This is a genomic window from Ciceribacter azotifigens (genome assembly GCF_048159625.1).
GTDB classification, from domain to species: domain Bacteria; phylum Pseudomonadota; class Alphaproteobacteria; order Rhizobiales; family Rhizobiaceae; genus Allorhizobium; species Allorhizobium azotifigens.
On sequence record NZ_JBLQTA010000011.1, the window covers coordinates 57445 to 76775 of the forward strand.

Genomic DNA, 19331 nt, shown 5'->3' on the forward strand with positions numbered 1-19331 from the left:
CGGCGGGCCTCTTCCTTTTCTCGGCAAAAACGCTTAAACAGCGCCCCATGACCAGGGTACGGCTGACCATGTCCCTTCGAATTATTGGCCCGGCCTTCCGCGCGCTTTGAAAGCTGCCGGAGGGTCCGGGTTTTCGGCGTTTGCAAAAGCGCCTTTTTCGTTTCCGTTTTTCCAGGAACTTGGCGCCGCCCTTCGCCGGCGCATCTCTCGATGGCAAGATCATGACCGATACCGCAGAAAAGCAAGACTATTCCTCGACCCTCTACCTTCCCCAGACCGAATTCCCGATGCGCGCAGGCCTGCCGCAGAAGGAGCCCGAGATGGTGGCACGCTGGCAGGAGATGGGCCTTTACAAGAAGCTCCGCGCCTCCGCCGCCGGCCGCGAGAAGTTCGTCCTCCACGACGGCCCGCCCTATGCCAACGGCAACATCCATATCGGCCACGCGCTCAACAAGATCCTGAAGGACGTCATCACCCGCTCGTTCCAGATGCGCGGCTACGACGCCAATTACGTTCCGGGCTGGGACTGCCACGGCCTGCCGATCGAATGGAAGATCGAGGAAGAGAACTACCGCGCCAAGGGCAAGGAAAAGCCCGACCTCAAGCAGCCCTCGGCGATGATCGAATTCCGCAAGGAATGCCGCGCCTATGCCGAAAAGTGGATCGGCGTGCAGTCCGGTGAGTTCAAGCGGCTCGGCATCGAGGGTGACTTCGAGAACCCCTACACGACGATGAACTTCCATGCCGAAGCCCGCATCGCTGGCGAGCTTCTGAAGTTCGCCACGTCCGGCCAGCTCTACCGCGGTTCGAAGCCGGTCATGTGGTCGGTCGTCGAGCGCACGGCGCTCGCAGAAGCGGAAGTCGAGTATCACGAGGTCGAGAGCGACACGATCTGGGTCAAGTTCCCCGTGCAGCATGCCGGCGAACGGTCGGGCGACCTTCTCCACACCTTCGTCGTCATCTGGACCACCACGCCCTGGACCATCCCGGGCAACCGCGCGATCTCGTTCTCCTCGCGCTTCCCCTATGGTCTCTACGAGGTGACGGCGGCACAGAACGACTTCGGTCCGCAGCCCGGCGAAAAGCTCATCTTCGCGACGCGCCTCGCCGAGGAATGCGCCGCCAAGGCCAAGGTGACGCTGAAGCTCGTCCGTGACGTCGAAGGCGATGAACTCGCCACCATCATCTGTGCGCATCCGCTCGAGGCCCTGGGCTACACCTTCCCGGTTCCGCTCCTCGACGGCGACCACGTCACCGATGATGCCGGTACCGGCTTCGTGCACACCGCGCCGTCCCACGGTCGCGAGGACTTCGACGCGTGGATGGACAACGTGCGTGCGCTCGAAGCCCGCGGCATCTCGACGAAGATCCCGTTCACGGTCGGCGACGACGGCTATTACACCGACGAGGCGCCCGGCTTCGGCCCCTCGGCCGAGGGTGGCGCTGCCCGCGTCATGGACGACAACGGCAAGAAGGGCGACGCCAACAAGCGCGTCATCGAGGCGCTGATCGCGGCCAACCACCTCTTCGCCCGCGGCCGCATCAAGCACGACTATCCGCACTCCTGGCGCTCGAAGAAGCCGGTCATCTTCCGCAACACGCCGCAGTGGTTCGTCTACATGGACAAGGACCTCGGCGACGGCTCGACGCTGCGCTCGCGTGCGCTCAAAGCCATCGACGAGACCCGCTTCGTGCCGGCCATGGGCCAGAACCGCCTGCGCGGCATGATCGAGCAGCGTCCCGACTGGGTGCTGTCGCGCCAGCGCGCCTGGGGCGTGCCGATCTGCGTCTTCGCCGACAAGGACGGTAACGTGCTGGTCGACGACGAGGTCAATGGCCGCATCCTCGACGCCTTCGAGAAGGAAGGTGCCGATGCCTGGTTCGCGCCGGGTGCCAAGGAGCGCTTCCTCGGCAACGCCCACAATCCGGACATCTGGAACCAGGTCATGGACATCCTCGACGTCTGGTTCGACTCGGGTTCTACCCACGCCTTCACGCTGGAGGACCGTCCGGACCTGAAATGGCCGGCCGACGTCTATCTCGAAGGCTCCGACCAGCACCGCGGCTGGTTCCATTCGTCCCTGCTCGAAAGCTGCGGCACGCGCGGCCGCGCGCCATACAACGCCGTCATCACCCATGGCTTCACCATGGCCGAGGACGGCCGCAAGATGTCGAAGTCGCTCGGCAATCAGGTGTTCCCGCAGGATGTGATGAAGGAATCGGGCGCCGACATCCTGCGCCTCTGGGTCATGACCACCGACTACTGGGAAGACCAGCGCCTCGGAAAGTCGATCATCCAGACCAACATCGACGCCTATCGCAAGCTCAGGAACACCATCCGCTGGATGCTCGGCACGCTCGCCCACGACAAGGGCGAGGAGATCGCCTACGCCGATATGCCGGAACTCGAAAAGCTGATGCTGCATCGTCTCGCCGAGCTCGACAGGGTCGTGCGCGAGGGCTACGACGCCTTCGATTTCAAGCGGATCACCCGTTCGCTGATCGACTTCTCCAACATCGAGCTGTCGGCCTTCTACTTCGACGTCCGCAAGGACGCGCTCTATTGCGACGCGCCGTCTTCGCTGCGCCGTCGTGCCTCGCTCGCGGTCATCCGCAAGCTGTTCGACTGCCTCGTTACCTGGATGGCGCCGATGCTGCCCTTCACCACCGAGGAAGCCTGGTTGTCGCGCAATCCGCAGGCGGCGTCGGTGCATCTCGAACAGTTCCCGGAAATCCCGGCCGAATGGCTGAACCCGGCACTCGACGAGAAGTGGAGCAAGATCCGCCAGGTTCGCACCGTCGTCACAGGTGCGCTCGAAATCGAGCGCAAGGACAAGCGCATCGGCTCCTCGCTCGAGGCCGCCCCGGTCGTCCATGTCGGCGATCCGGCGCTCTTCCAGGCGCTCGAAGGTCAGGACTTCGCCGAAATCTGCATCACCTCCAATATCACGGTGGTTGCCGACGAGGGGCCGGCGGACGCCTTCCGCCTGCCGGAAGTCGGCAAGGTTTCGGTCGAGCCGAAGCTCGCCGAGGGCCGCAAGTGTGCCCGTTCCTGGCGCATCACCACGGATGTCGGGTCCGATCCGGATTACCCGGATGTCTCTGCCCGTGATGCCGCCGCCCTGCGGGAGCTCGCCGCACTTCGTTAAGCAAATGTTACCGGGTGATTTGCGCTTTTGCCTGTCATCCGGTAAAACCTGCCTGAAATTGGCCGAAATCATCGTTCAGGCGAAGGTTGATTGGGTATTCTCGGCCGGATAGACTGTGCCGGCGAGACTGGAAGGGCGTTTATGAAAGCGGCTGATGTGTTCAGAGTGGGTGCCGGGGCGACGGGCATCATTGCGGTTTGCCTGAGCCTGACGGGTTGCGTCGGCAGCCCGACATACGGCACCGACAAGACGGCGATGGAACAGCTTGTCGACGACGTCGGGTCGGCGGTGTCGATCGGGTCGAACCCGAACAAGAACGCCGGCACCAAGTACAACCCGCGTCCCGCGTTGGTCATGCCGCCGGAGACCGCCAGGAACACGCTTGCCGCGCCGCAGCAGTCGCTTGCCAGCAAGGACAATCCCGAATGGCTGGAATCGCCGGAAGATGCGCGTGAGCGTCTCGTCGCCGAGGCCGATGCCAACAAGGACAATCCGCGTTACCGCTCGCCGCTACTCGCCGGCTACGGCACGGCCGGCACGATGACCGAAAGCCAGAAGTGGGCCGCCTTCCGCGAGGCGCGCCAGCTGCAGAAGGGCGCCTATCTCGACCAGCGCCGTTTCCTCTCCGATCCGCCGACGCAGTACCGCCAGGTCGCCTCTGCGGCGAACCTCGACGATCTCGGCGAGCCGGAACTCAAGAAGGAAAAGCGTCGCAAGAAGGAGGCCAAGGCCGCCCGCCAGACCTCCTCCTGGTGGATGCCCTTCCAATAAGAGGGCGCTCCCTCACAGTTTCGTCGCATGTCGCAGGCCGGAAACGGCCTGCTCGTCTGTTTGGCCCCGGGATATCCATGACCAGCTTCACCATCCGCAATGCGACGCCGGACGATGTCGGCGCGATCCTGCGCTTCATCACCGAGCTTGCCATCTATGAGAAGGCCGAGCACGAGGTCGAGGCGACGGAGGAAAGCCTGACCCGGACGCTCTTCGGGCCGGGTGCCGTCACGGGGGCTGCGATCCTTGAGGCGGACGGCGTCCCGGCCGGCTTTGCCATCTGGTTCTACAGCTATTCCACCTGGCAGGCGCGCAAGGGCCTCTATCTCGAGGATCTCTACGTATCGCCCGACCATCGCGGTTCCGGCGCCGGCAAGCTGCTGCTGCGCCATCTTGCGAAAATTGCGGTCGAAGAGGGCTGCGGACGCTTCGAATGGAGCGTGCTCGACTGGAATACCCCGGCGATCCGCGTCTACGAAGCCGTCGGCGCCGAACCGCAGTCGGAATGGATCCGCTACCGCCTTTCCGGTGACAGGCTCAGGGACTTCGCAGCCGGTTGAGGCGCGTTTGTCCGGGATTTTGCCTCCCCGACGTCACATCCCGTTAACCGGACGGATCATAGTGTCCGGCCATGTTCAAGATCAGCAGGAAAACGGCGACCAAGGCGGCGGTCGTGACGGCACTGTCCGTCGCGGCCTCGGTTTCGATCGTGCTGGTGCTCGTGCCAATGCTCGGCGGCCATCCCGATGGACCCGGCTTCTGGATGAGCGTCCTGTGCCCGCTCGTCATCGCCGCGCCGGCCAGCGCCTGGCAATTTCATCAGAAGGAAACGATCGAGCGCCAGCGTGACGAGATCGCGCGCATGCATGTCGAACTGGAGGACATGCATGCGGAACTCTCTGCGCTGCATGCCGACCTCAAGCAGCGGTCGCGGATCGACGCCCTGACCGGCGGATTGAACCGCGAAACCTTCTTCGCCGCCCTCGACGCCGCGGCATCCGGTTCCCGGCCGTCCGCGCTGCTGATCGCCGATGCCGATCACTTCAAGAATATCAACGACACGTTCGGCCATCTCGTCGGTGACGAGGCCTTGCGGGTGATCGGCCACACGATCGCCGCCACGCTCGGTCCCCGCGACATCTGGGGCCGGATCGGCGGCGAGGAATTCGGATTGTTCCTGGAAGGAGCGCACCGCGCAAAGACGCTCGCGGTCGCCGAGGCTCTCCGCCTCGCGGTTGCCGGCAGCGAACTCGTCGTTGAAGGCGTCCGCGTGCCGCTGTCCGTCAGCATCGGCGGACGTTGTGCAAAAGGCGTGTTCGATCCGACGGCACTCTTCCGGCAGGCCGACGAGGACCTCTATCGGGCGAAGAAGGCCGGCCGCAATCGCATCGTCATCGATGGCGAGGAGGCGGGAACGGTCGTCGTCTGAGAGGTGCCGCTCAGAGCTCCTCGCGCCGCTCGCGGAAAAAGGTCTTGAGAATATCGGCCGCACGGCGCTCGCCGATGCCGGAATAGACCTCCGGCGTATGATGGCAAGTCGGCTGCGCATAGAAGCGCACGCCGTTGTCGACGGCGCCGCCCTTCGGGTCCTCGGCGCCGTAGTAGAGCCGGCGGATGCGGGCGAAGGAAATCGCCGCCGCGCACATCGTGCAGGGTTCCAGCGTGACATAGAGATCGGCGCCGGAGAGCCGCTCGTCGCCGACACGTTCTGCGGCGAGCCTGATCGCGGCGATCTCGGCGTGCGCCGTCACGTCATGCAGTTCGCGGGTGCGGTTCCCGGCGCTCGCGACCACCTCGCCGTCGAGCACGACCACGGCACCGATGGGCACTTCGCCGCGTTTCCCGGCCGCTTCGGCTTCCGCCAGCGCAAGCTCCATGAAACGATTCGCCGGCCGCATGTGACATTTCCTCTTAACCAAGGCCCCGCGACCTGATAGGACACGGCCAAACCACAGGCAAACAACAAATGACATCCAAAGACAAGCCTAAGCGTCTCGGCGCCAAATCGTCCGAACGCGGCGCAAAGCCGTCGCCCCGCAAATTCGCCCGCTCCACCGAGAAGGGCGCGCCGAAATCCGCCGACAAGGCGGGGCCGAAAGCGCCGGCCAAGGCCGGCAAGCCGGCGCCCATCGTGGCCGCCGCCGCTGCCGAAGCGGTCGTTCCCGAGCGCATCTCCAAGCTTCTCGCCCGCGCGGGTGTTGCCTCGCGCCGCGACGTCGAGCGCATGATCATGGAAGGCCGCGTCAGCCTCAACGGCAAGGTGCTCGACACGCCGGTCGTCAACGCGACCTTCGCCGACCAGATCGAGGTCGACGGCATGCCGATCCGCGGCATCGAGCGCACGCGTCTCTGGCTCTACCACAAGCCGGCGGGGCTGGTGACCACCAATTCCGATCCGGAAGGCCGCCCGACGGTGTTCGAGAACCTGCCGGACGACCTGCCGCGCGTCATGTCCATCGGCCGCCTCGACATCAATACCGAAGGCCTGCTGCTCCTGACCAATGACGGCGGTCTCGCCCGCGTGCTCGAGCTGCCGACCACCGGCTGGCTGCGCCGCTACCGCGTCCGCGCCCATGGCGACATCGACCAGGACCGCCTCGACAAGCTGAAGGAAGGCATCGCCGTCGAAGGCGTGCTTTACGGCGCGATCGACGCTACCCTTGACCGCAAGCAGGGCCACAATGTCTGGCTCACCATGGGCCTGCGTGAAGGCAAGAACCGCGAGATCAAGAACGTGCTTGGCGCGCTCGGCCTCGAGGTGAACCGCCTGATCCGCATCTCCTACGGTCCCTTCCAGCTCGGCGACCTGCCGGAGGGCCAGGTCCAGGAGGTCCGCGGCCGGATGCTGCGCGACCAGCTCGGACCGCGCCTCATCGAGGACGCGAAGGCCAATTTCGACGCCCCAATCTATTCTCGCGACCGTGACGAGGACGAGGGCGAGACTGCCGAGAAGCCCTCCGAAAAGCCGCAGCGCGGCAAGCGGGAAAAGCCCGAAGACCGCCGCGAACGTGCGCTCGACAGGCTCGACACCCGCCGCTCCGGCCCGGCGCCCAAGGGGACGCGCGGCGACAGGCGGGAGGACGGCGACTTTGCCGACCGCCCGAAGCGCAAGCCGATGGGACAGAGCCGCACCGCCAATGTGTGGATGGCGCCAGGTGCGCGTCCGCTCGGCGAGAAGGCTGCTGCCCGCAAGGCGGCTTCCGGGACCGGCAAGCCCGGCGGACGTCCGCGTTTCGAGGAAGCCCCGCGGGGCGGGAAGCCGGCGTTCGATCAGTCGGACGCCCGTTCGCGCGTGACGATCAGCAAGGCACGTGACGAGGAAGGCGAATGGATCCGCGCCGAGGCGCCGCCCCGCCGCAAGGACGAGGACGAGGGCTTTGGCGGCAGGCGCGGCGCCGGTGGCCGACCGGATCGCGGCGATCGTCCGCGGGAAGGGCGTTCTTTCGAAGGCCGGTCTTTCGAGGATCGGCCCCGCCGCGAGCGTCCGCAGGAGGCACGTGACCGCAGCGACCGGCCTCGTGGCGACAGACCCTACGGCGATCGTCCGCGCAGCGGCGAAAAGCCTTCCGGCGACAGGCCGTTCTCCGGCAAGCCGGAGCGCAAGGGCGGCAAGAGCTTCGGCGGCAAAAGTTTCGGCGGAAAGGCTGGTGGCGGCAAGCCTGCCGGTGGAGGCGACAAGCCGCGGGGCGGCCGTCCGGGTGGCGGAAAGCCTTTCGGCGGCAAGCCTTCCGGCGGTAGCCGGGGTCCTTCGAAGGGCAGGAGGTAGCGCGCGGTGCGGATCGTCGGCGGCGAGTTTCGCGGTCGCAATCTGGCGACGCCGAAATCGAATGCGATCCGGCCGACCATCGACCGGACGCGTGAGAGCCTGTTCAACATCCTGACGCATGCGCATCCCGGCTGTCTCGACGGCACGCGCGTGCTCGACCTTTTCGCCGGCACCGGCGCGGTCGGGCTCGAGGCACTGTCGCGCGGCTGCCGTGCCGCGCTCTTCGTCGAGAACAGCGTCGAGGGCCGCAGCCTTCTCTGGGAAAACATCGATTCGCTCGGCCTGCACGGGCGGGCGAAGATCCTGCGGCGCGACGCGACCCTGCTCGGGCCCGCCGCCAATATCGAGCCCTTTCATCTGTTGTTCGCAGACCCGCCCTACAACAAGGGGCTCGGCGAGAAGGCCTTCGCCGCCGCCCATGAGGGTGGCTGGCTGGTGCCGGGAGCGCTCGCGATCCTGGAGGAGAAGGCCGAGGCGGTGATCCATATGCACCCGGCCTTCCGCCTGATCGAGGAGCGGACGTTCGGCGACACGAAGATGTACTTCTACGAATACCATCCGGCCTGACCGTCACGGGCCAACAAGGGGCTGCCGGTGGAAAGCGAAACGACGCCAGCGATGATCCCGGCTCCGGTCTCGTCCAGTGGACCGAGGCTTGCGCTCGCGTTCGGAGCGGGCGGCGCCCGCGGGCTCGCCCATATTCCGGTCATTGAGGCGCTCGACGAGATGGGCATTCGTCCGTCGGCGATCGCCGGTTCCTCGATCGGCGCGATCATCGGCGCGGGCATGGCCGCCGGAATGACCGGCCGCGACATCCGCGACTATACGCTGGAGACGGTCGGCAAGCGGTCGGCGCTGGCAAACCGCCTCTGGAGCCTCGGGCCCGCGACCATGCGCGACGCGCTCGGCGGGTTCCGGCTCGGCCAGTTCAATCTCGAACGCATCCTGGGGGCCTTTCTGCCGGAGCGCCTGCCGGAGCATTTTTCCGGCCTCAAGATCCCGCTGAAGGTGGTCGCGACGGATTATTTCGGCCAGACCGAGGTGGTCTGCGAGAGCGGCGATCTCGTCAATGCGCTGGCGGCCTCGGCGGCAATCCCCGCGCTCTTCATGCCGGTGCGCCTCGGCGGCCGTTTCATGATCGACGGCGGCATCTACAATCCCGTTCCCTATGATCATCTTGCCGGTACGGCCGACATCGTCATCGGCGTCGATGTGATCGGCGGGCCGGTCGGCGACGACGGCGAGCCGCCGAACCGCATCGACAGCCTGTTCGGTGCGAGCCAGCTGATGATGCAGGCCAATCTGGCGCTGAAGCAGAAGCTCTCGCCGCCCGATATCCTGCTGCGGCCGGACGTCAATTCCTACCGTGTTCTCGATTTCCTGAAGGCGCGGCATATCCTCGACACGGCGGAAGCCCTGAAAGACGACCTCAAGCGCCGGATCGAGGCGCGGATGGAGGACGTCGTCCGCAGCTGACGGCGTTCAGGAGTTCTCCGTGCCCGTATGCGCGCGAACGGCGGCCTCGATGTCGTCGGGCGTCGCGCGCTTCGGCTTCACCAGCGGTTCCGGCCGGACCGGACGGTTGTGCAGCATGTGCCGACCGGCATGCAGGCCGTCCGTCAGCTGGATGCGCAGCCGCTCCTCGTCGCGACGGCGGATATCCTCGCCGATCGCCAGCGCGTCCTCCTCGCTCATGCCGAGAGCTTCCAGCGTCTTGCGGCCGAAGAGCAGGCCCGACTCCAATGTCTCGCGCAGCTCGTACTCGACGTTGCGCGCCCGGAGCGACAGGCTGTGGATGCGGTCGTAGGAACGCACGAAGAGCCGCACATCCGGGCATTCGGCGAGAATGAGGTCGACGATCCTGTCGGTCGTCTCCTTCTTCTGCGTGCAGACGGCGACGATCTTCGCCCGCTTCAGGCCCGCTGCGCGCAGCACGTCGAGCCGGTTGCCGTCGCCGTAATAGATGCGGAACCCGAAGGAGGCCGCCTGGCGGATGCGGTCGGCGGAATCGTCGATGATCGTCACGTCGCGACCGCTTGCGAGCAGGATCTGCGCGGCGATCTGGGCGAAACGCGAGAAACCGACGATCAGGACGTCGGAGCCGGCACCCTCGAAGTCCTCGTCGAGCTCCTCGCGGCTGTCGCCCGTGAGCAGACGGCGCGAGAGCGCCGCACCGATCGGCGTCAGCGCCATGGTCAGCGTGACGATCGAAATCAGCAGAGATGCGGTGCCGTTCGAAAGCAGCTGCTGTGCGGTCGCCGTGGTAAACAGCACGAAGCCGAACTCGCCGCCCTGCGGCAGCAGGAAGGCGATCCGCACGGCGTCGTCATGCGGGGAGCCGGACGACCGGCAGAGCGTGTAGAGGATCGCAGCCTTGATCGCGACGACCGCCGGTACGGCGACCAGCACGAGAACGAAGTTGTCGAGGATGACGTTCAGATCGAGCGACAGCCCGACAGCCATGAAGAACAGCGCGAGCAGGACGCCGCGGAAGGGCTCGATATCGGCTTCGAGTTCGTGACGGTAGGAGGATTCCGCCAGCATCACGCCGGAAAGGAAGGCGCCCATGGCCATGGAGAGACCGGCGAGCTGCATCAGCACCGCCGATCCGAGCACGACCAGCAGCGCCGCTGCGATCATCACCTCCCTTGCGCCGGTACGGGCGATGACCTGGAAGAGCGGCGTGAGAAGGTAGCGGCCCGCCATCACCATCGCGACGACGGCAAGCACGGCGACGATCGAATCGACGAGCACCGAGCCGTTCGCCGTCTCATGACCGCTCGAAAGGATCGAGACCATGGCGAGCAGCGGCACGATCGCCAGGTCCTGCAGCAGCAGGATCGAGAAGGAGCGCTGGCCGTAGCGGGTATTCATGTCGCCGGCGTCGTTCAGGAGCTGTAGCGCGAAGGCCGTCGAGGAGAGCGCGAGCCCGAATCCCGCTACGAGACCACCGCGCCAATCGACGAGACCGGAAAAGACGGCGGCGCCCGTCAGCGCCAGGCCGGTCAGCAGCACCTGCGCCGTTCCGAGCCCGAAGATGTCGGCACGCATGCGCCAGAGCCGCGAGGGATTGAGTTCGAGGCCGATGATGAAGAGCAGGAACACCACGCCGAGCTCGGCGACGGCGAGAATTTCGCCGCCCTCCGTCAGCAGATGAAGAATCGGGCCGATGACCACACCGGCGGCAAGATAGCCGAGCACGGTTCCGAGGCCGAGCTTGCGGGAAATCGGCGCCGCCACGACGGCGCCCCCGAGGAGAAGCAGGGTTTCCGTGAAGAGCGCGTCCGGTGCCGTCGTCAAGCCGTTGTTCTCCTTTTTGTCTGTCGTGACGGCTCTCGGGGAATCGGTGCCTCGGCCCTTGATGCCTGCTGGAATGCACAATACATGGAGCCGTAATGAAAGGCCAAGTCATGACCTCTGAAATCGATTCCGCCAGTCTCCTTTCCCGCGCCGGCCAGCTTGTCGATCTCGCCCTGAAGGCGGGAGCCGACAGTGCGGATGCGGTCGTCGTCCGGTCGCGCTCGAAGTCGGTCGGCGTTCGCCTCGGCAAGGTGGAGACGACGGAGTCCTCCGAAAGCGACGACTTCTCGCTGCGGGTCTTCATCGGCAGGCAGGTCGCCAGCGTTTCGGCCAATCCCGGCTTCGACCTGAAGGCGCTTGCAGAGCGGGCGGTCGCGATGGCGAAGGTGTCGCCGGAGGACCCCTTCGCCGGCCTCGCCGATGCGGCGGACCTCGCGCGATCCTACCCCGATCTCGACCTTTTCGATCCGACCGAGGTGTCGAGCGACGCGTTGCGGGATGCGGCGCTGGCGGCGGAGGAGGCGGCGCTTGCGGTCGCGGGTGTCTCCAACTCGGTCGGGGCGGGCGCCTCGGCCGGCATGGGCGGGCTCGTGCTCGTTACTTCGCACGGCTTTTCCGGCAGCTTCCAGTCCTCGCGCTTCGGCTGCTCCGTCGGCGTCATCGCCGGCGAGGGTACGCGAATGGAGCGTGACCACGATTTCGACAGCCGGCTCTTCCATGCCGATCTCGATCCTGCCGCCGAAATCGGGCGGCGAGCCGGCGAGCGGGCGGTCCGCCGCCTCGATCCCCGCCAGGTCGAGACCGGCCAGGACGTCACGGTCGTCTTCGACCCGCGTGTGGCGCGCGGCTTCGTCGGCCATATCGCCGGCGCGATCAATGGCGCGGCGGTCGCCCGCAAGACCTCCTTCCTGCGCGACCGCATGGGAGCTCAGGTGCTGAAGTCCGGGTTGAATATCACGGACGACCCGCTGAAGGTGCGCGGTTCCGGCTCGCGGCCCTTCGACGGCGAGGGCGTGAAGGGCGAGAAGCTGGTGATGATCGAAGACGGCGTGCTGAAGCACTGGTTCCTGTCTTCCTCGGCCGCCCGTGAACTCGGCCTCCATACCAACGGCCGTGGCTCGCGCGGCGGGACGGCGGTGTCCCCGACGTCGACCAATCTCGCGCTCGAGCCGGGCAGCGTTACGCCTGAGGACCTGATCCGCTCCGTCGGCACCGGCTTCTACGTCACCGAACTGATCGGCCAAGGCGTCAACATGGTGACGGGTGAATACAGCCGCGGCGCCACCGGTTTCTGGATCGAGAACGGCGAGCTTGCCTACCCGGTTTCCGGCGTGACGATCGCCTCGAACCTGAAAGACATGTTCATGCGGCTGACCGCGGCGAACGATATCGACCGCAAGTTTGCCGTCGCCGCCCCGACCATCGCCATCGAGGGCATGACGATCGCCGGCCGCTGATGTGAGCCGCAAAAAGCAGAGGATGGTGCCACTATGACCGCCGCTATCATTTCCGACTGGCAGGCGGATCTCGATCTGATCGCTGCTGCGGCGCGCGAAGCGGGGGCGGTCGCGTTCACCTTTTTCGGCCAGTCGCCACAGGTGTGGTGGAAGAACGAGGGCCGATCGCCGGTCAGCGTCGCCGATCATGCCGCAAACGAGTGTCTCGAAGAGCGGCTGCGCACGGCCCGTCCGTCCTACGGCTGGCTCTCGGAAGAAACCGACGACGATCTCGACCGGCTGAAGTCGGACACGCTGTTCGTCGTCGATCCGATCGACGGCACCCGCGCATTCATCGCCAACAAGCCGACCTGGTGCGTCAGCGTCGCTGTCGTCCACCGCGGCAAGCCGGTGGCCGGCGTCCTCGTCGCGCCGGCGTTCGGGGAAGAGTATTCGGCGGTCGACGGCGGGCCGGCGTTGAAGAACGGCCAGCCGATCGCGGTCGCTGCCTTCAATCCGGCGAAGAAACTGCGCGTCGCGACCCCGCTCGACATCGTCGACACGTTCGACGCTCCGTTGAAGGGCCGCATCGACCGGATCGAGCATGTTCCGTCTCTCGCCTACCGGATCGCGATGGTCGCCGAAGGGCGAATCGACGCCACTTTCGTCAAGCCGAACTCCCACGACTGGGACATCGCAGCCGCCGATCTCATCCTTCAGAGGGCCGGTGGGCGGCTTGCCGATCTCGATGGCAATGCACTTGTCTACAATCGCCCGGAGGTCACCCACGGTATCCTGTGTGCAGCGGTTGAAGGCGAGCTTCCGGGTCTCCTCGAGAGGCTTGCCGCCTTCCCGCGCGGTTGACGTTTCCGTCAAAATCGATCACAGGAAAAGGGGAGGCGAACACGAATGGAAAGAAACGTAGAATGACCGAATCCAGCGATCAGAAGCAGCTCCTCCACCTCGTCTTCGGCGGTGAGCTGACCAGCCTCAAGGACCTGCATTTCAAGGACCTGAACAATCTCGACATCGTCGGCATCTTCCCCGATTATGCAAGCGCGCTGGCGGCGTGGAAGGGCAAGGCCCAGGCCACCGTCGACAACGCCCATATGCGCTATTTCATCGTGCACATGCACCGCCTTTTGACTCCGGGCGAAAAGGTCGTGGGTCAGGACTGATGGATTTCGACCGTGCCGCATCTGGCTTTTTGATCGGATGCGGTGGCGGGACGTCAATTTTTGAACGCAGTTTTGCAGCATCGACAGTTTCAGTTTGGCCAGCCTGATCGAAAGGGCGCCATGGCACCGAAAGCTAAGAGAAGCGGTCTTTATTGATGGCGATGAACGACGGTTTCGCATCGATGGCGATTACCGGCTACAGCTGGGCGGGCATTGCTGCCTACCCGCTCGCCGGTCCGCTGCTGGCGTTGCGGGCCGCCAAGGGCAAGGAAGATCGCGCGCGCCGGCTGGAGCGTTTCGGCTATCCCTCGATCGATCGACCGCACGGGCCGCTCGTCTGGATTCACGCCGCGAGCGTCGGTGAGACGCTCGCCGTCGTCGGCCTCATGCGCGAACTGCGCCGCCGCGACATCAACGTCCTTTTGACCACCGGAACCGTCACCTCCGCCGAGTTGGTGCGGCTGCGTCTCGACGGGGAAATCATCCACCAGTATGTGCCCCTCGACCTCCGGCCGGCTGTGCGCCGTTTCCTCGACTATTGGGGACCGGACATCGCCATCTCCGTCGAGTCCGAGATATGGCCGACGACGCTCGGCGAGCTCGACCGGCGCCACATCCCGCAGATTCTCGTCAACGCCCGCATGTCGGACCGCTCCTTCGAGCGCTGGAACCGCCACAACTCGATCGCCGAGGCGCTGTTTTCCAGGCTTTCGCTGGTGATTGCGCAATCGGACGTCGATGCCGAGCGCTTCCGTGATCTCGGCGCATGGCCGGTCGCCGTCTCCGGCAATCTCAAGGTCGATGGCGACGCGCCGCCCTGCGACATGACGGTGCTTGCCCGTTATCGGGAGCAGATCGGCCATCGCAAGACCTGGGCGGCCATCTCCACCTTCGAGGGCGAGGAAAAGATCGCCGTCATGGTGCACCGTGCGCTGAAAGCCCATGTCGGGCTGTTGAGCATTATCGTGCCGCGTCATCCCGAACGCTGCGACGAGCTCGAGGCGATGATGGTCGAGAAGGGACTGAAGGTCGCCCGCCGCACCCGCGACGACGCGATCACGCCGGAGACCGATGTCTTCCTCGGCGATACCATCGGAGAGATGGGGCTTTATCTGCGACTGACGGAGATCGCCTTCGTCGGACGCTCGATCACCGGACAGGGCGGCCAGAACCCGCTGGAGCCGGCGATGCTGGGCTGCGCCGTGCTGACCGGGCCGAATGTCGAGAACTTCCGCGACAGCTATCAGCGGCTCGTGCGCAACGGCAATGCCCGGATCGTGCGTGATGCCGAAATGCTGGCAAAGGCCGTGCACTTCCTCTCCGTCAACGACCTTGCGCGCCACAAGATGATCGATGCCGGCACCGAGACGCTGCAGGAGATGCGCGGCGCGCTCGTCGCGACGATCAAGGGGCTGGAGCCTTACATCAATCCTCTCACCGTCAAGGCGCGGCTGGAGCCGCGTGCTGCACGGCAGCGCTGAAGAAAAGAGAACACGATATGGACCGCGGTGCGGGGATCGAGGGGATCCTCTTCGACAAGGACGGAACGCTTCTCGATTTCGACGCGAGCTGGGCGCCGGTCAACCGCAAGCTGGCACTGCTGGCGGCCGACGGCGACCCGTTGCTCGCCGATCGCCTGTTGCTCGCCTGCGGCATGGACCCGGTGACGGGCCATATCGTGCCGGACAGCCTGTTTGCCGCCGGCAACACCCGTGAGATCGCCGACGGTCTCGTCGCCGCAGGCTCACCGATGACGAGCGAGGTGCTGGTCCCGATCCTCGACGAACTCTTCGCCGATGCCGCCGATCTCTCGGTGCCGGTCACCGAACTGGCGCCGCTCTTTTCGCGCCTGCATGGACGCGGCCTGAAGCTCGGCATCGCCTCCAGCGACAACGAGAAGTCGATCCGCCGCGTCGTCGAGCGTTTCGGCATCGCCGAATACGTCGATTTCGTCGCCGGCTACGACAGCGGTCACGGCTCGAAGCCCGAGGCGGGCATGGTGCTCGGCTTCTGCCTTGCGACGGGTCTCGCACCCGACGCTGTTGCGGTGGTCGGCGACAACAATCACGACATGCACATGGGGCACAACGCAGGCGCCGGCCTCAAGGTCGCGGTGCTGAGTGGAACCGGCTCGCGGGCGACACTTGCCGATGCCTGCGACGTCTGCCTGAACGACATCAGCGAACTCGAAGCCCTGCTCGCGTGAAGGGCGGTGGGAGGCCGAACCGGCGAGACGGGTTGACGAAAGCCATCCGCCTGCGGTCTGTTGCATCATCGTAAACAAATGCTTTCCGACGGGGCGGAAGGCGCAACGGGAGGATGTGATGGTATCGGAAGCCCCACCCTTCTGGTGGACGAAGCCGGATTGGCGCGCCTGGGCCCTGTCGCCCTTTTCGTTTCTCTACGGCCAGATTGCCGGCCGGCGGATGGCGAAGGGCAAGCGCCTGTCCTCGCCCGTTCCCGTCATCTGCGTCGGCAACTTCACCGTCGGCGGTGCTGGCAAGACGCCGACCGTCCTCGCGCTGGTACGCGCCGCTCAGGCGCAGGGCCTGAAGCCCGGCATCCTGAGCCGCGGCTATGGCGGGTCGCTCGACGTGACGACCGTCGTCGATCCTGAGCACCATCGCTCGACCGACGTCGGCGACGAGCCGCTGCTGCTCGCGCGCCACGCGCTCACCGTCATTTCCCGCAAGCGCTTCGCCGGCGCCCGCCGTCTCGTCGACGAGGGGGTGGACCTCATCATCATGGACGACGGCTTCCAGAGCGCGCGTCTTGCGGTCGATTTTGCGCTGATCGTCATCGACAGCGTTCGCGGCATCGGTAACGGTCATCTCGTGCCCGGTGGTCCTGTGCGGGCACCGATCCGCGTGCAGATGCGCTATGTCGACGGCCTGCTGAAGGTTGGTAACGGCACCGCCGCCGATCGCCTGGTGCGCCAGGCGGCACGGGCCGGCAAGCCGATCTATATCGCGTCGCTCTCGCCGCGCGGAGACGCCGGCATCTCCCGCAAGCGCGTGCTCGCCTTTGCCGGCATCGCCGATCCGGGGAAGTTCTTCCGCACCGTCGAGGAACTGGGCGCGGAGATCGTCGAGCGGCGCGCCTTGCCCGATCATCATCATATGGGCGAGGACGAGATCGCCGACCTCCTCGACAAGGCGGCGGCGAGCGATCTGGAGCTGGTGACCACGGCGAAGGATTTCGTGCGCCTGCGCTCCGGGCCGGGGCGTGCCGAGGAACTGGCAGGCAGGTGCAAGGTCGTGGAGGTGGAAATGATGTTCGACGACCCGAATGCGCCCGGAAAGATCATCGACCGGGCGATCGAGGTGCATCGTGCCCGGCGCCTGAAGGAAGGCCGGTACTAGAGAGAAGGCCGGGCTTGCGGCTCAGCGCGTCTGGACGGGAAGGGCGCCCGCCCGCTTTTCCGCCTCGAACGAGGCGGCGGCATCCACATAGGGTTCCTGCCGGGCAACGCTCCAGTAGCGCAACTCGTCGATGAGGATCGGCTGGCCGGTGACGGCGCACACCACGTAGGAGCCGGGGGACAGGATCTGGAAGTCGGCGTCCAGATACCGGAGCTTGGCTTCCCGGTTGCCGCTGCCTTCGAAACGGTTCATGTCACACTGCTCCTTCGCACGTCATTGCCTTGCCATACTCCGCGACGCGCGGAAATTCCAGAAATATCAGCTGCGGCCGAATAGCCTTTCGATGTCGGAGAGCTTGAGTTCGACATAGGTCGGTCGGCCGTGGTTGCACTGGCCCGAACCCGGCGTCGCCTCCATCTGGCGCAACAGCGCGTTCATCTCCTCGACGCGCAGCACCCGGCCGGACCGCACCGAGCCGTGGCAGGCCATGGTCGCGGCGACGTGTTCCAGTCGCGCTGCGAGCCCGCCGGCCGTGTCCCATTCGGCGATTTCGTCGGCAAGCTCGCGAATGAGCGCCTGGACATCCATCTCGCCGAGCATCGCCGGCGTCTCGCGCACGGCGACGGCGCCGGGACCGAAGCGCTCGACCGAAAGGCCGAGCTGTTCCAGCGCCCCGGCATGGACCATCAGGCGATCGCAGTCTTCTTCCGGCAGGTCGACGATCTCGGGGATCAGCAATCCCTGCGACGGCAGCCGCCGGCCGGAAAGCGCCTTGCGCATCTGTTCGAAGACGAGGCGTTCGTGGGCGGCGTGCTGGTCGACGATGACGAGCCCGTCCTCGGTCTGCGCGACGATGTAGTTGGCGTGGACCTGGGCGCGGGCCGCACCCAGCGGATGGCTCTCGACCGGCGGGGCGGATGACGGAGCGACGACCGGCGCTTCGGCGCGGGCCGTCGGCACGGCAACGGTGTCGAAGCGGGCCTGTTGCGGCTCGGCAAAGGCGAACGGCGCTGCGGCTGGCCGGTAGGGCGAGGTTTCCGGGCTCCAGGCGTAACCGCCGGCGGGGCTCGGCGGACGGAAACCGGGGCGGAAGGCGCGAAGCATGCCGCCGGCGCCCGTCGTCGAGGCGCGGTCGCCCTCACGCTGCAAGGCCTCGCGAATCGCGCCGACGATCAGGCCACGCACGAGGCCGGGGTCGCGGAAGCGGACGTCGGACTTCGCCGGGTGGACGTTGACGTCGACGAGCGCCGGATCGATCTCGATCGAGAGCACCGCCACCGGATAGCGACCATGCGGTACGGTCTCGGCATAAGCGCCGCGGATTGCCGAGAGGATCTGCTTGTCCTGCACCGGGCGGCCGTTGACGAAGGCATATTGATGGGCCGAGTTGCCGCGGTTGAAGGTCGGGACGCCGGCAAAACCGGTGAGCCTTACCTCTTCCCGTTCGGCATCGAGCGAGATGGCGTTGTCGCGGAAGTCGCTGCCGAGCACCTGCGCGATGCGGGCGAGGGGATCGCCAGCTGTCGCCGGGAATTCGAGCGTCGAACGGTCACTGCCCGACAGCACGAAGCGGACGTGGGGAAAGGCGATCGCCATCCGCTTGACGACCTCGGTGATGGCGCCCGCTTCGGCCTTTTCGGTCTTCAGGAATTTCAGCCGTGCCGGCGTCGCGAAGAAGAGGTCGCGAACCTCGACCACGGTTCCAGGATTGGCGGCGACCGGACGGATCGCCGAAACCCTGCCGCCGGCGACGCTGATCTCCGCCCCTTCCGCGCTGCCGGGCACGCGGCTCGCGATCGACAGCTTTGCGACCGAACCGATGGAGGGCAGGGCTTCGCCGCGAAAGCCGAGGCTGCGGATGTCGAAGAGTGATTCGGAAATCTTCGAGGTGCAATGTCTGCGAATCGCAAGCTCGAGATCGGCAGGCTCCATGCCGCCGCCGTTGTCGGTGACACGCAGCAGGCTCTTGCCGCCGCCGGCGGTCGCGACCTCGATTCGCGTTGCGCCGGCGTCGATCGCATTCTCGATCAGTTCTTTCGCCGCACTGGCGGGGCGCTCGATAACCTCGCCGGCGGCGATCTGGTTGATGAGCGTTTCGGAGAGTTGCTTGATGGCCATTTTATTCTTTTCCCGGATTCGGACAGGTGAGGAAAGCCCGAAAACGCCGGAAACGGTGGAAATCCGTGCGCAGTCACGGAAACGCTGCCACTCGTCATTAAGACCCCGTTAAGGACCTACAACTAACGTTGGTTGTGCTCCAATACGTTCGTAAAGGGCGGATGGTTGTTGACGTCGAAACGGCAACCGGTACAGCCGGAACCGGGTCGAAAGCATCCATTCAGGCGCCGCTCCGGCGCCCGTCAATTCTT

17 protein-coding genes are annotated in these 19331 nt (G+C 65.8%); 13 read left to right on the forward strand and 4 right to left on the reverse strand.

Annotated features, from left to right (window positions below; all coding sequences use genetic code 11):
- The first annotated feature begins 221 nt into the window (after positions 1–221).
- The 4 genes from ileS (at position 222) to ACM6UT_RS15890 (ending at position 5349) form a co-directional block, all read left to right on the forward strand.
- The gene (gene ileS / locus ACM6UT_RS15875; RefSeq protein WP_416798315.1) at positions 222–3149 is read left to right on the forward strand and encodes an isoleucine--tRNA ligase; all 2928 of its coding nucleotides are present in this window, start codon (positions 222–224) and stop codon (positions 3147–3149) included.
- A 141-nt stretch (positions 3150–3290) separates the two neighbouring features.
- Positions 3291–3920, forward strand: a complete 630-nt coding sequence (locus ACM6UT_RS15880) for a hypothetical protein (RefSeq protein ID WP_416798316.1) — start codon at positions 3291–3293, stop codon at positions 3918–3920.
- 77 nt (positions 3921–3997) lie between these two features.
- Positions 3998–4480, forward strand: coding sequence for a GNAT family N-acetyltransferase (locus ACM6UT_RS15885; protein ID WP_416798317.1), 483 nt, complete (start codon positions 3998–4000; stop codon positions 4478–4480).
- A 71-nt stretch (positions 4481–4551) separates the two neighbouring features.
- A complete protein-coding gene (locus ACM6UT_RS15890) occupies positions 4552–5349 on the forward strand; it encodes a GGDEF domain-containing protein (protein ID WP_416798318.1) in 798 nt (265 codons plus the stop codon).
- 10 nt (positions 5350–5359) lie between these two features.
- On the opposite strand, the gene ACM6UT_RS15895 is transcribed toward ACM6UT_RS15890, so the two are convergent.
- A complete protein-coding gene (locus ACM6UT_RS15895; RefSeq protein ID WP_416798319.1) occupies positions 5360–5818 on the reverse strand; it encodes a nucleoside deaminase in 459 nt (152 codons plus the stop codon).
- Between the two features lie 68 nt (positions 5819–5886).
- Here ACM6UT_RS15895 and ACM6UT_RS15900 point away from each other — a divergent pair, with 68 nt between their 5' ends.
- Genes ACM6UT_RS15900 through ACM6UT_RS15910 form a run of 3 tightly spaced genes read left to right on the forward strand, consistent with a single transcriptional unit; the run spans position 5887 to position 9162 of the window.
- Positions 5887–7686: a pseudouridine synthase gene (locus ACM6UT_RS15900; protein ID WP_416798320.1), complete on the forward strand. Its 1800-nt coding sequence runs from the start codon at positions 5887–5889 to the stop codon at positions 7684–7686.
- A 6-nt stretch (positions 7687–7692) separates the two neighbouring features.
- Entirely contained in the window at positions 7693–8253 is a 561-nt protein-coding gene (gene rsmD, locus ACM6UT_RS15905) for a 16S rRNA (guanine(966)-N(2))-methyltransferase RsmD (protein WP_416798321.1), read from the forward strand.
- Positions 8254–8304: 51 nt separating this feature from the next.
- Positions 8305–9162, forward strand: a complete 858-nt coding sequence (locus ACM6UT_RS15910; protein ID WP_416798402.1) for a patatin-like phospholipase family protein — start codon at positions 8305–8307, stop codon at positions 9160–9162.
- A 6-nt stretch (positions 9163–9168) separates the two neighbouring features.
- Here ACM6UT_RS15910 and ACM6UT_RS15915 read toward each other — a convergent pair whose 3' ends face one another.
- A complete protein-coding gene (locus ACM6UT_RS15915) occupies positions 9169–10986 on the reverse strand; it encodes a monovalent cation:proton antiporter-2 (CPA2) family protein (RefSeq protein WP_416798322.1) in 1818 nt (605 codons plus the stop codon).
- 110 nt (positions 10987–11096) lie between these two features.
- Here ACM6UT_RS15915 and ACM6UT_RS15920 point away from each other — a divergent pair, with 110 nt between their 5' ends.
- From ACM6UT_RS15920 to lpxK, 6 genes are all read left to right on the forward strand, one after another.
- Positions 11097–12443, forward strand: a complete 1347-nt coding sequence (locus ACM6UT_RS15920; RefSeq protein ID WP_416798323.1) for a TldD/PmbA family protein — start codon at positions 11097–11099, stop codon at positions 12441–12443.
- Positions 12444–12476: 33 nt separating this feature from the next.
- The gene (locus ACM6UT_RS15925) at positions 12477–13286 is read left to right on the forward strand and encodes a 3'(2'),5'-bisphosphate nucleotidase CysQ (RefSeq protein ID WP_416798324.1); all 810 of its coding nucleotides are present in this window, start codon (positions 12477–12479) and stop codon (positions 13284–13286) included.
- Positions 13287–13348: 62 nt separating this feature from the next.
- A complete protein-coding gene (locus ACM6UT_RS15930) occupies positions 13349–13600 on the forward strand; it encodes a DUF4170 domain-containing protein (RefSeq protein ID WP_416798325.1) in 252 nt (83 codons plus the stop codon).
- Positions 13601–13761: 161 nt separating this feature from the next.
- Entirely contained in the window at positions 13762–15081 is a 1320-nt protein-coding gene (gene waaA, locus ACM6UT_RS15935) for a lipid IV(A) 3-deoxy-D-manno-octulosonic acid transferase (protein ID WP_416798403.1), read from the forward strand.
- Positions 15082–15098: 17 nt separating this feature from the next.
- A complete protein-coding gene (locus ACM6UT_RS15940; RefSeq protein WP_416798326.1) occupies positions 15099–15806 on the forward strand; it encodes an HAD family hydrolase in 708 nt (235 codons plus the stop codon).
- A gap of 118 nt (positions 15807–15924) precedes the next feature.
- A complete protein-coding gene (gene lpxK / locus ACM6UT_RS15945) occupies positions 15925–16962 on the forward strand; it encodes a tetraacyldisaccharide 4'-kinase (RefSeq protein WP_416798327.1) in 1038 nt (345 codons plus the stop codon).
- Positions 16963–16983: 21 nt separating this feature from the next.
- Here the strand turns inward: lpxK and ACM6UT_RS15950 are convergent, their stop codons facing one another.
- Together ACM6UT_RS15950 and mutL are read right to left on the reverse strand one after the other, a co-directional pair.
- Positions 16984–17214: a DUF2093 domain-containing protein gene (locus tag ACM6UT_RS15950; protein ID WP_416798328.1), complete on the reverse strand. Its 231-nt coding sequence runs from the start codon at positions 17212–17214 to the stop codon at positions 16984–16986.
- 66 nt (positions 17215–17280) lie between these two features.
- The gene (gene mutL / locus ACM6UT_RS15955; RefSeq protein WP_416798329.1) at positions 17281–19080 is read right to left on the reverse strand and encodes a DNA mismatch repair endonuclease MutL; all 1800 of its coding nucleotides are present in this window, start codon (positions 19078–19080) and stop codon (positions 17281–17283) included.
- Between the last annotated feature and the right edge of the window lie 251 nt (positions 19081–19331).

What these genes read in the sequence shown, in the direction of transcription:
- ileS (WP_416798315.1), top strand. Translation starts at nt 222, where the DNA reads ATGACCGATACCGCAGAAAAGCAAGACTATTCCTCGACCCTCTACCTT.
- ACM6UT_RS15880 (WP_416798316.1), top strand. Translation starts at nt 3,291, where the DNA reads ATGAAAGCGGCTGATGTGTTCAGAGTGGGTGCCGGGGCGACGGGCATC.
- ACM6UT_RS15885 (WP_416798317.1), top strand. Translation starts at nt 3,998, where the DNA reads ATGACCAGCTTCACCATCCGCAATGCGACGCCGGACGATGTCGGCGCG.
- ACM6UT_RS15890 (WP_416798318.1), top strand. Translation starts at nt 4,552, where the DNA reads ATGTTCAAGATCAGCAGGAAAACGGCGACCAAGGCGGCGGTCGTGACG.
- ACM6UT_RS15895 (WP_416798319.1), bottom strand. Translation starts at nt 5,818, where the DNA reads ATGCGGCCGGCGAATCGTTTCATGGAGCTTGCGCTGGCGGAAGCCGAA.
- ACM6UT_RS15900 (WP_416798320.1), top strand. Translation starts at nt 5,887, where the DNA reads ATGACATCCAAAGACAAGCCTAAGCGTCTCGGCGCCAAATCGTCCGAA.
- ACM6UT_RS15910 (WP_416798402.1), top strand. Translation starts at nt 8,305, where the DNA reads ATGATCCCGGCTCCGGTCTCGTCCAGTGGACCGAGGCTTGCGCTCGCG.
- ACM6UT_RS15920 (WP_416798323.1), top strand. Translation starts at nt 11,097, where the DNA reads ATGACCTCTGAAATCGATTCCGCCAGTCTCCTTTCCCGCGCCGGCCAG.
- ACM6UT_RS15925 (WP_416798324.1), top strand. Translation starts at nt 12,477, where the DNA reads ATGACCGCCGCTATCATTTCCGACTGGCAGGCGGATCTCGATCTGATC.
- ACM6UT_RS15930 (WP_416798325.1), top strand. Translation starts at nt 13,349, where the DNA reads ATGACCGAATCCAGCGATCAGAAGCAGCTCCTCCACCTCGTCTTCGGC.
- waaA (WP_416798403.1), top strand. Translation starts at nt 13,762, where the DNA reads ATGAACGACGGTTTCGCATCGATGGCGATTACCGGCTACAGCTGGGCG.
- ACM6UT_RS15940 (WP_416798326.1), top strand. Translation starts at nt 15,099, where the DNA reads ATGGACCGCGGTGCGGGGATCGAGGGGATCCTCTTCGACAAGGACGGA.
- lpxK (WP_416798327.1), top strand. Translation starts at nt 15,925, where the DNA reads ATGGTATCGGAAGCCCCACCCTTCTGGTGGACGAAGCCGGATTGGCGC.
- ACM6UT_RS15950 (WP_416798328.1), bottom strand. Translation starts at nt 17,214, where the DNA reads ATGAACCGTTTCGAAGGCAGCGGCAACCGGGAAGCCAAGCTCCGGTAT.
- mutL (WP_416798329.1), bottom strand. Translation starts at nt 19,080, where the DNA reads ATGGCCATCAAGCAACTCTCCGAAACGCTCATCAACCAGATCGCCGCC.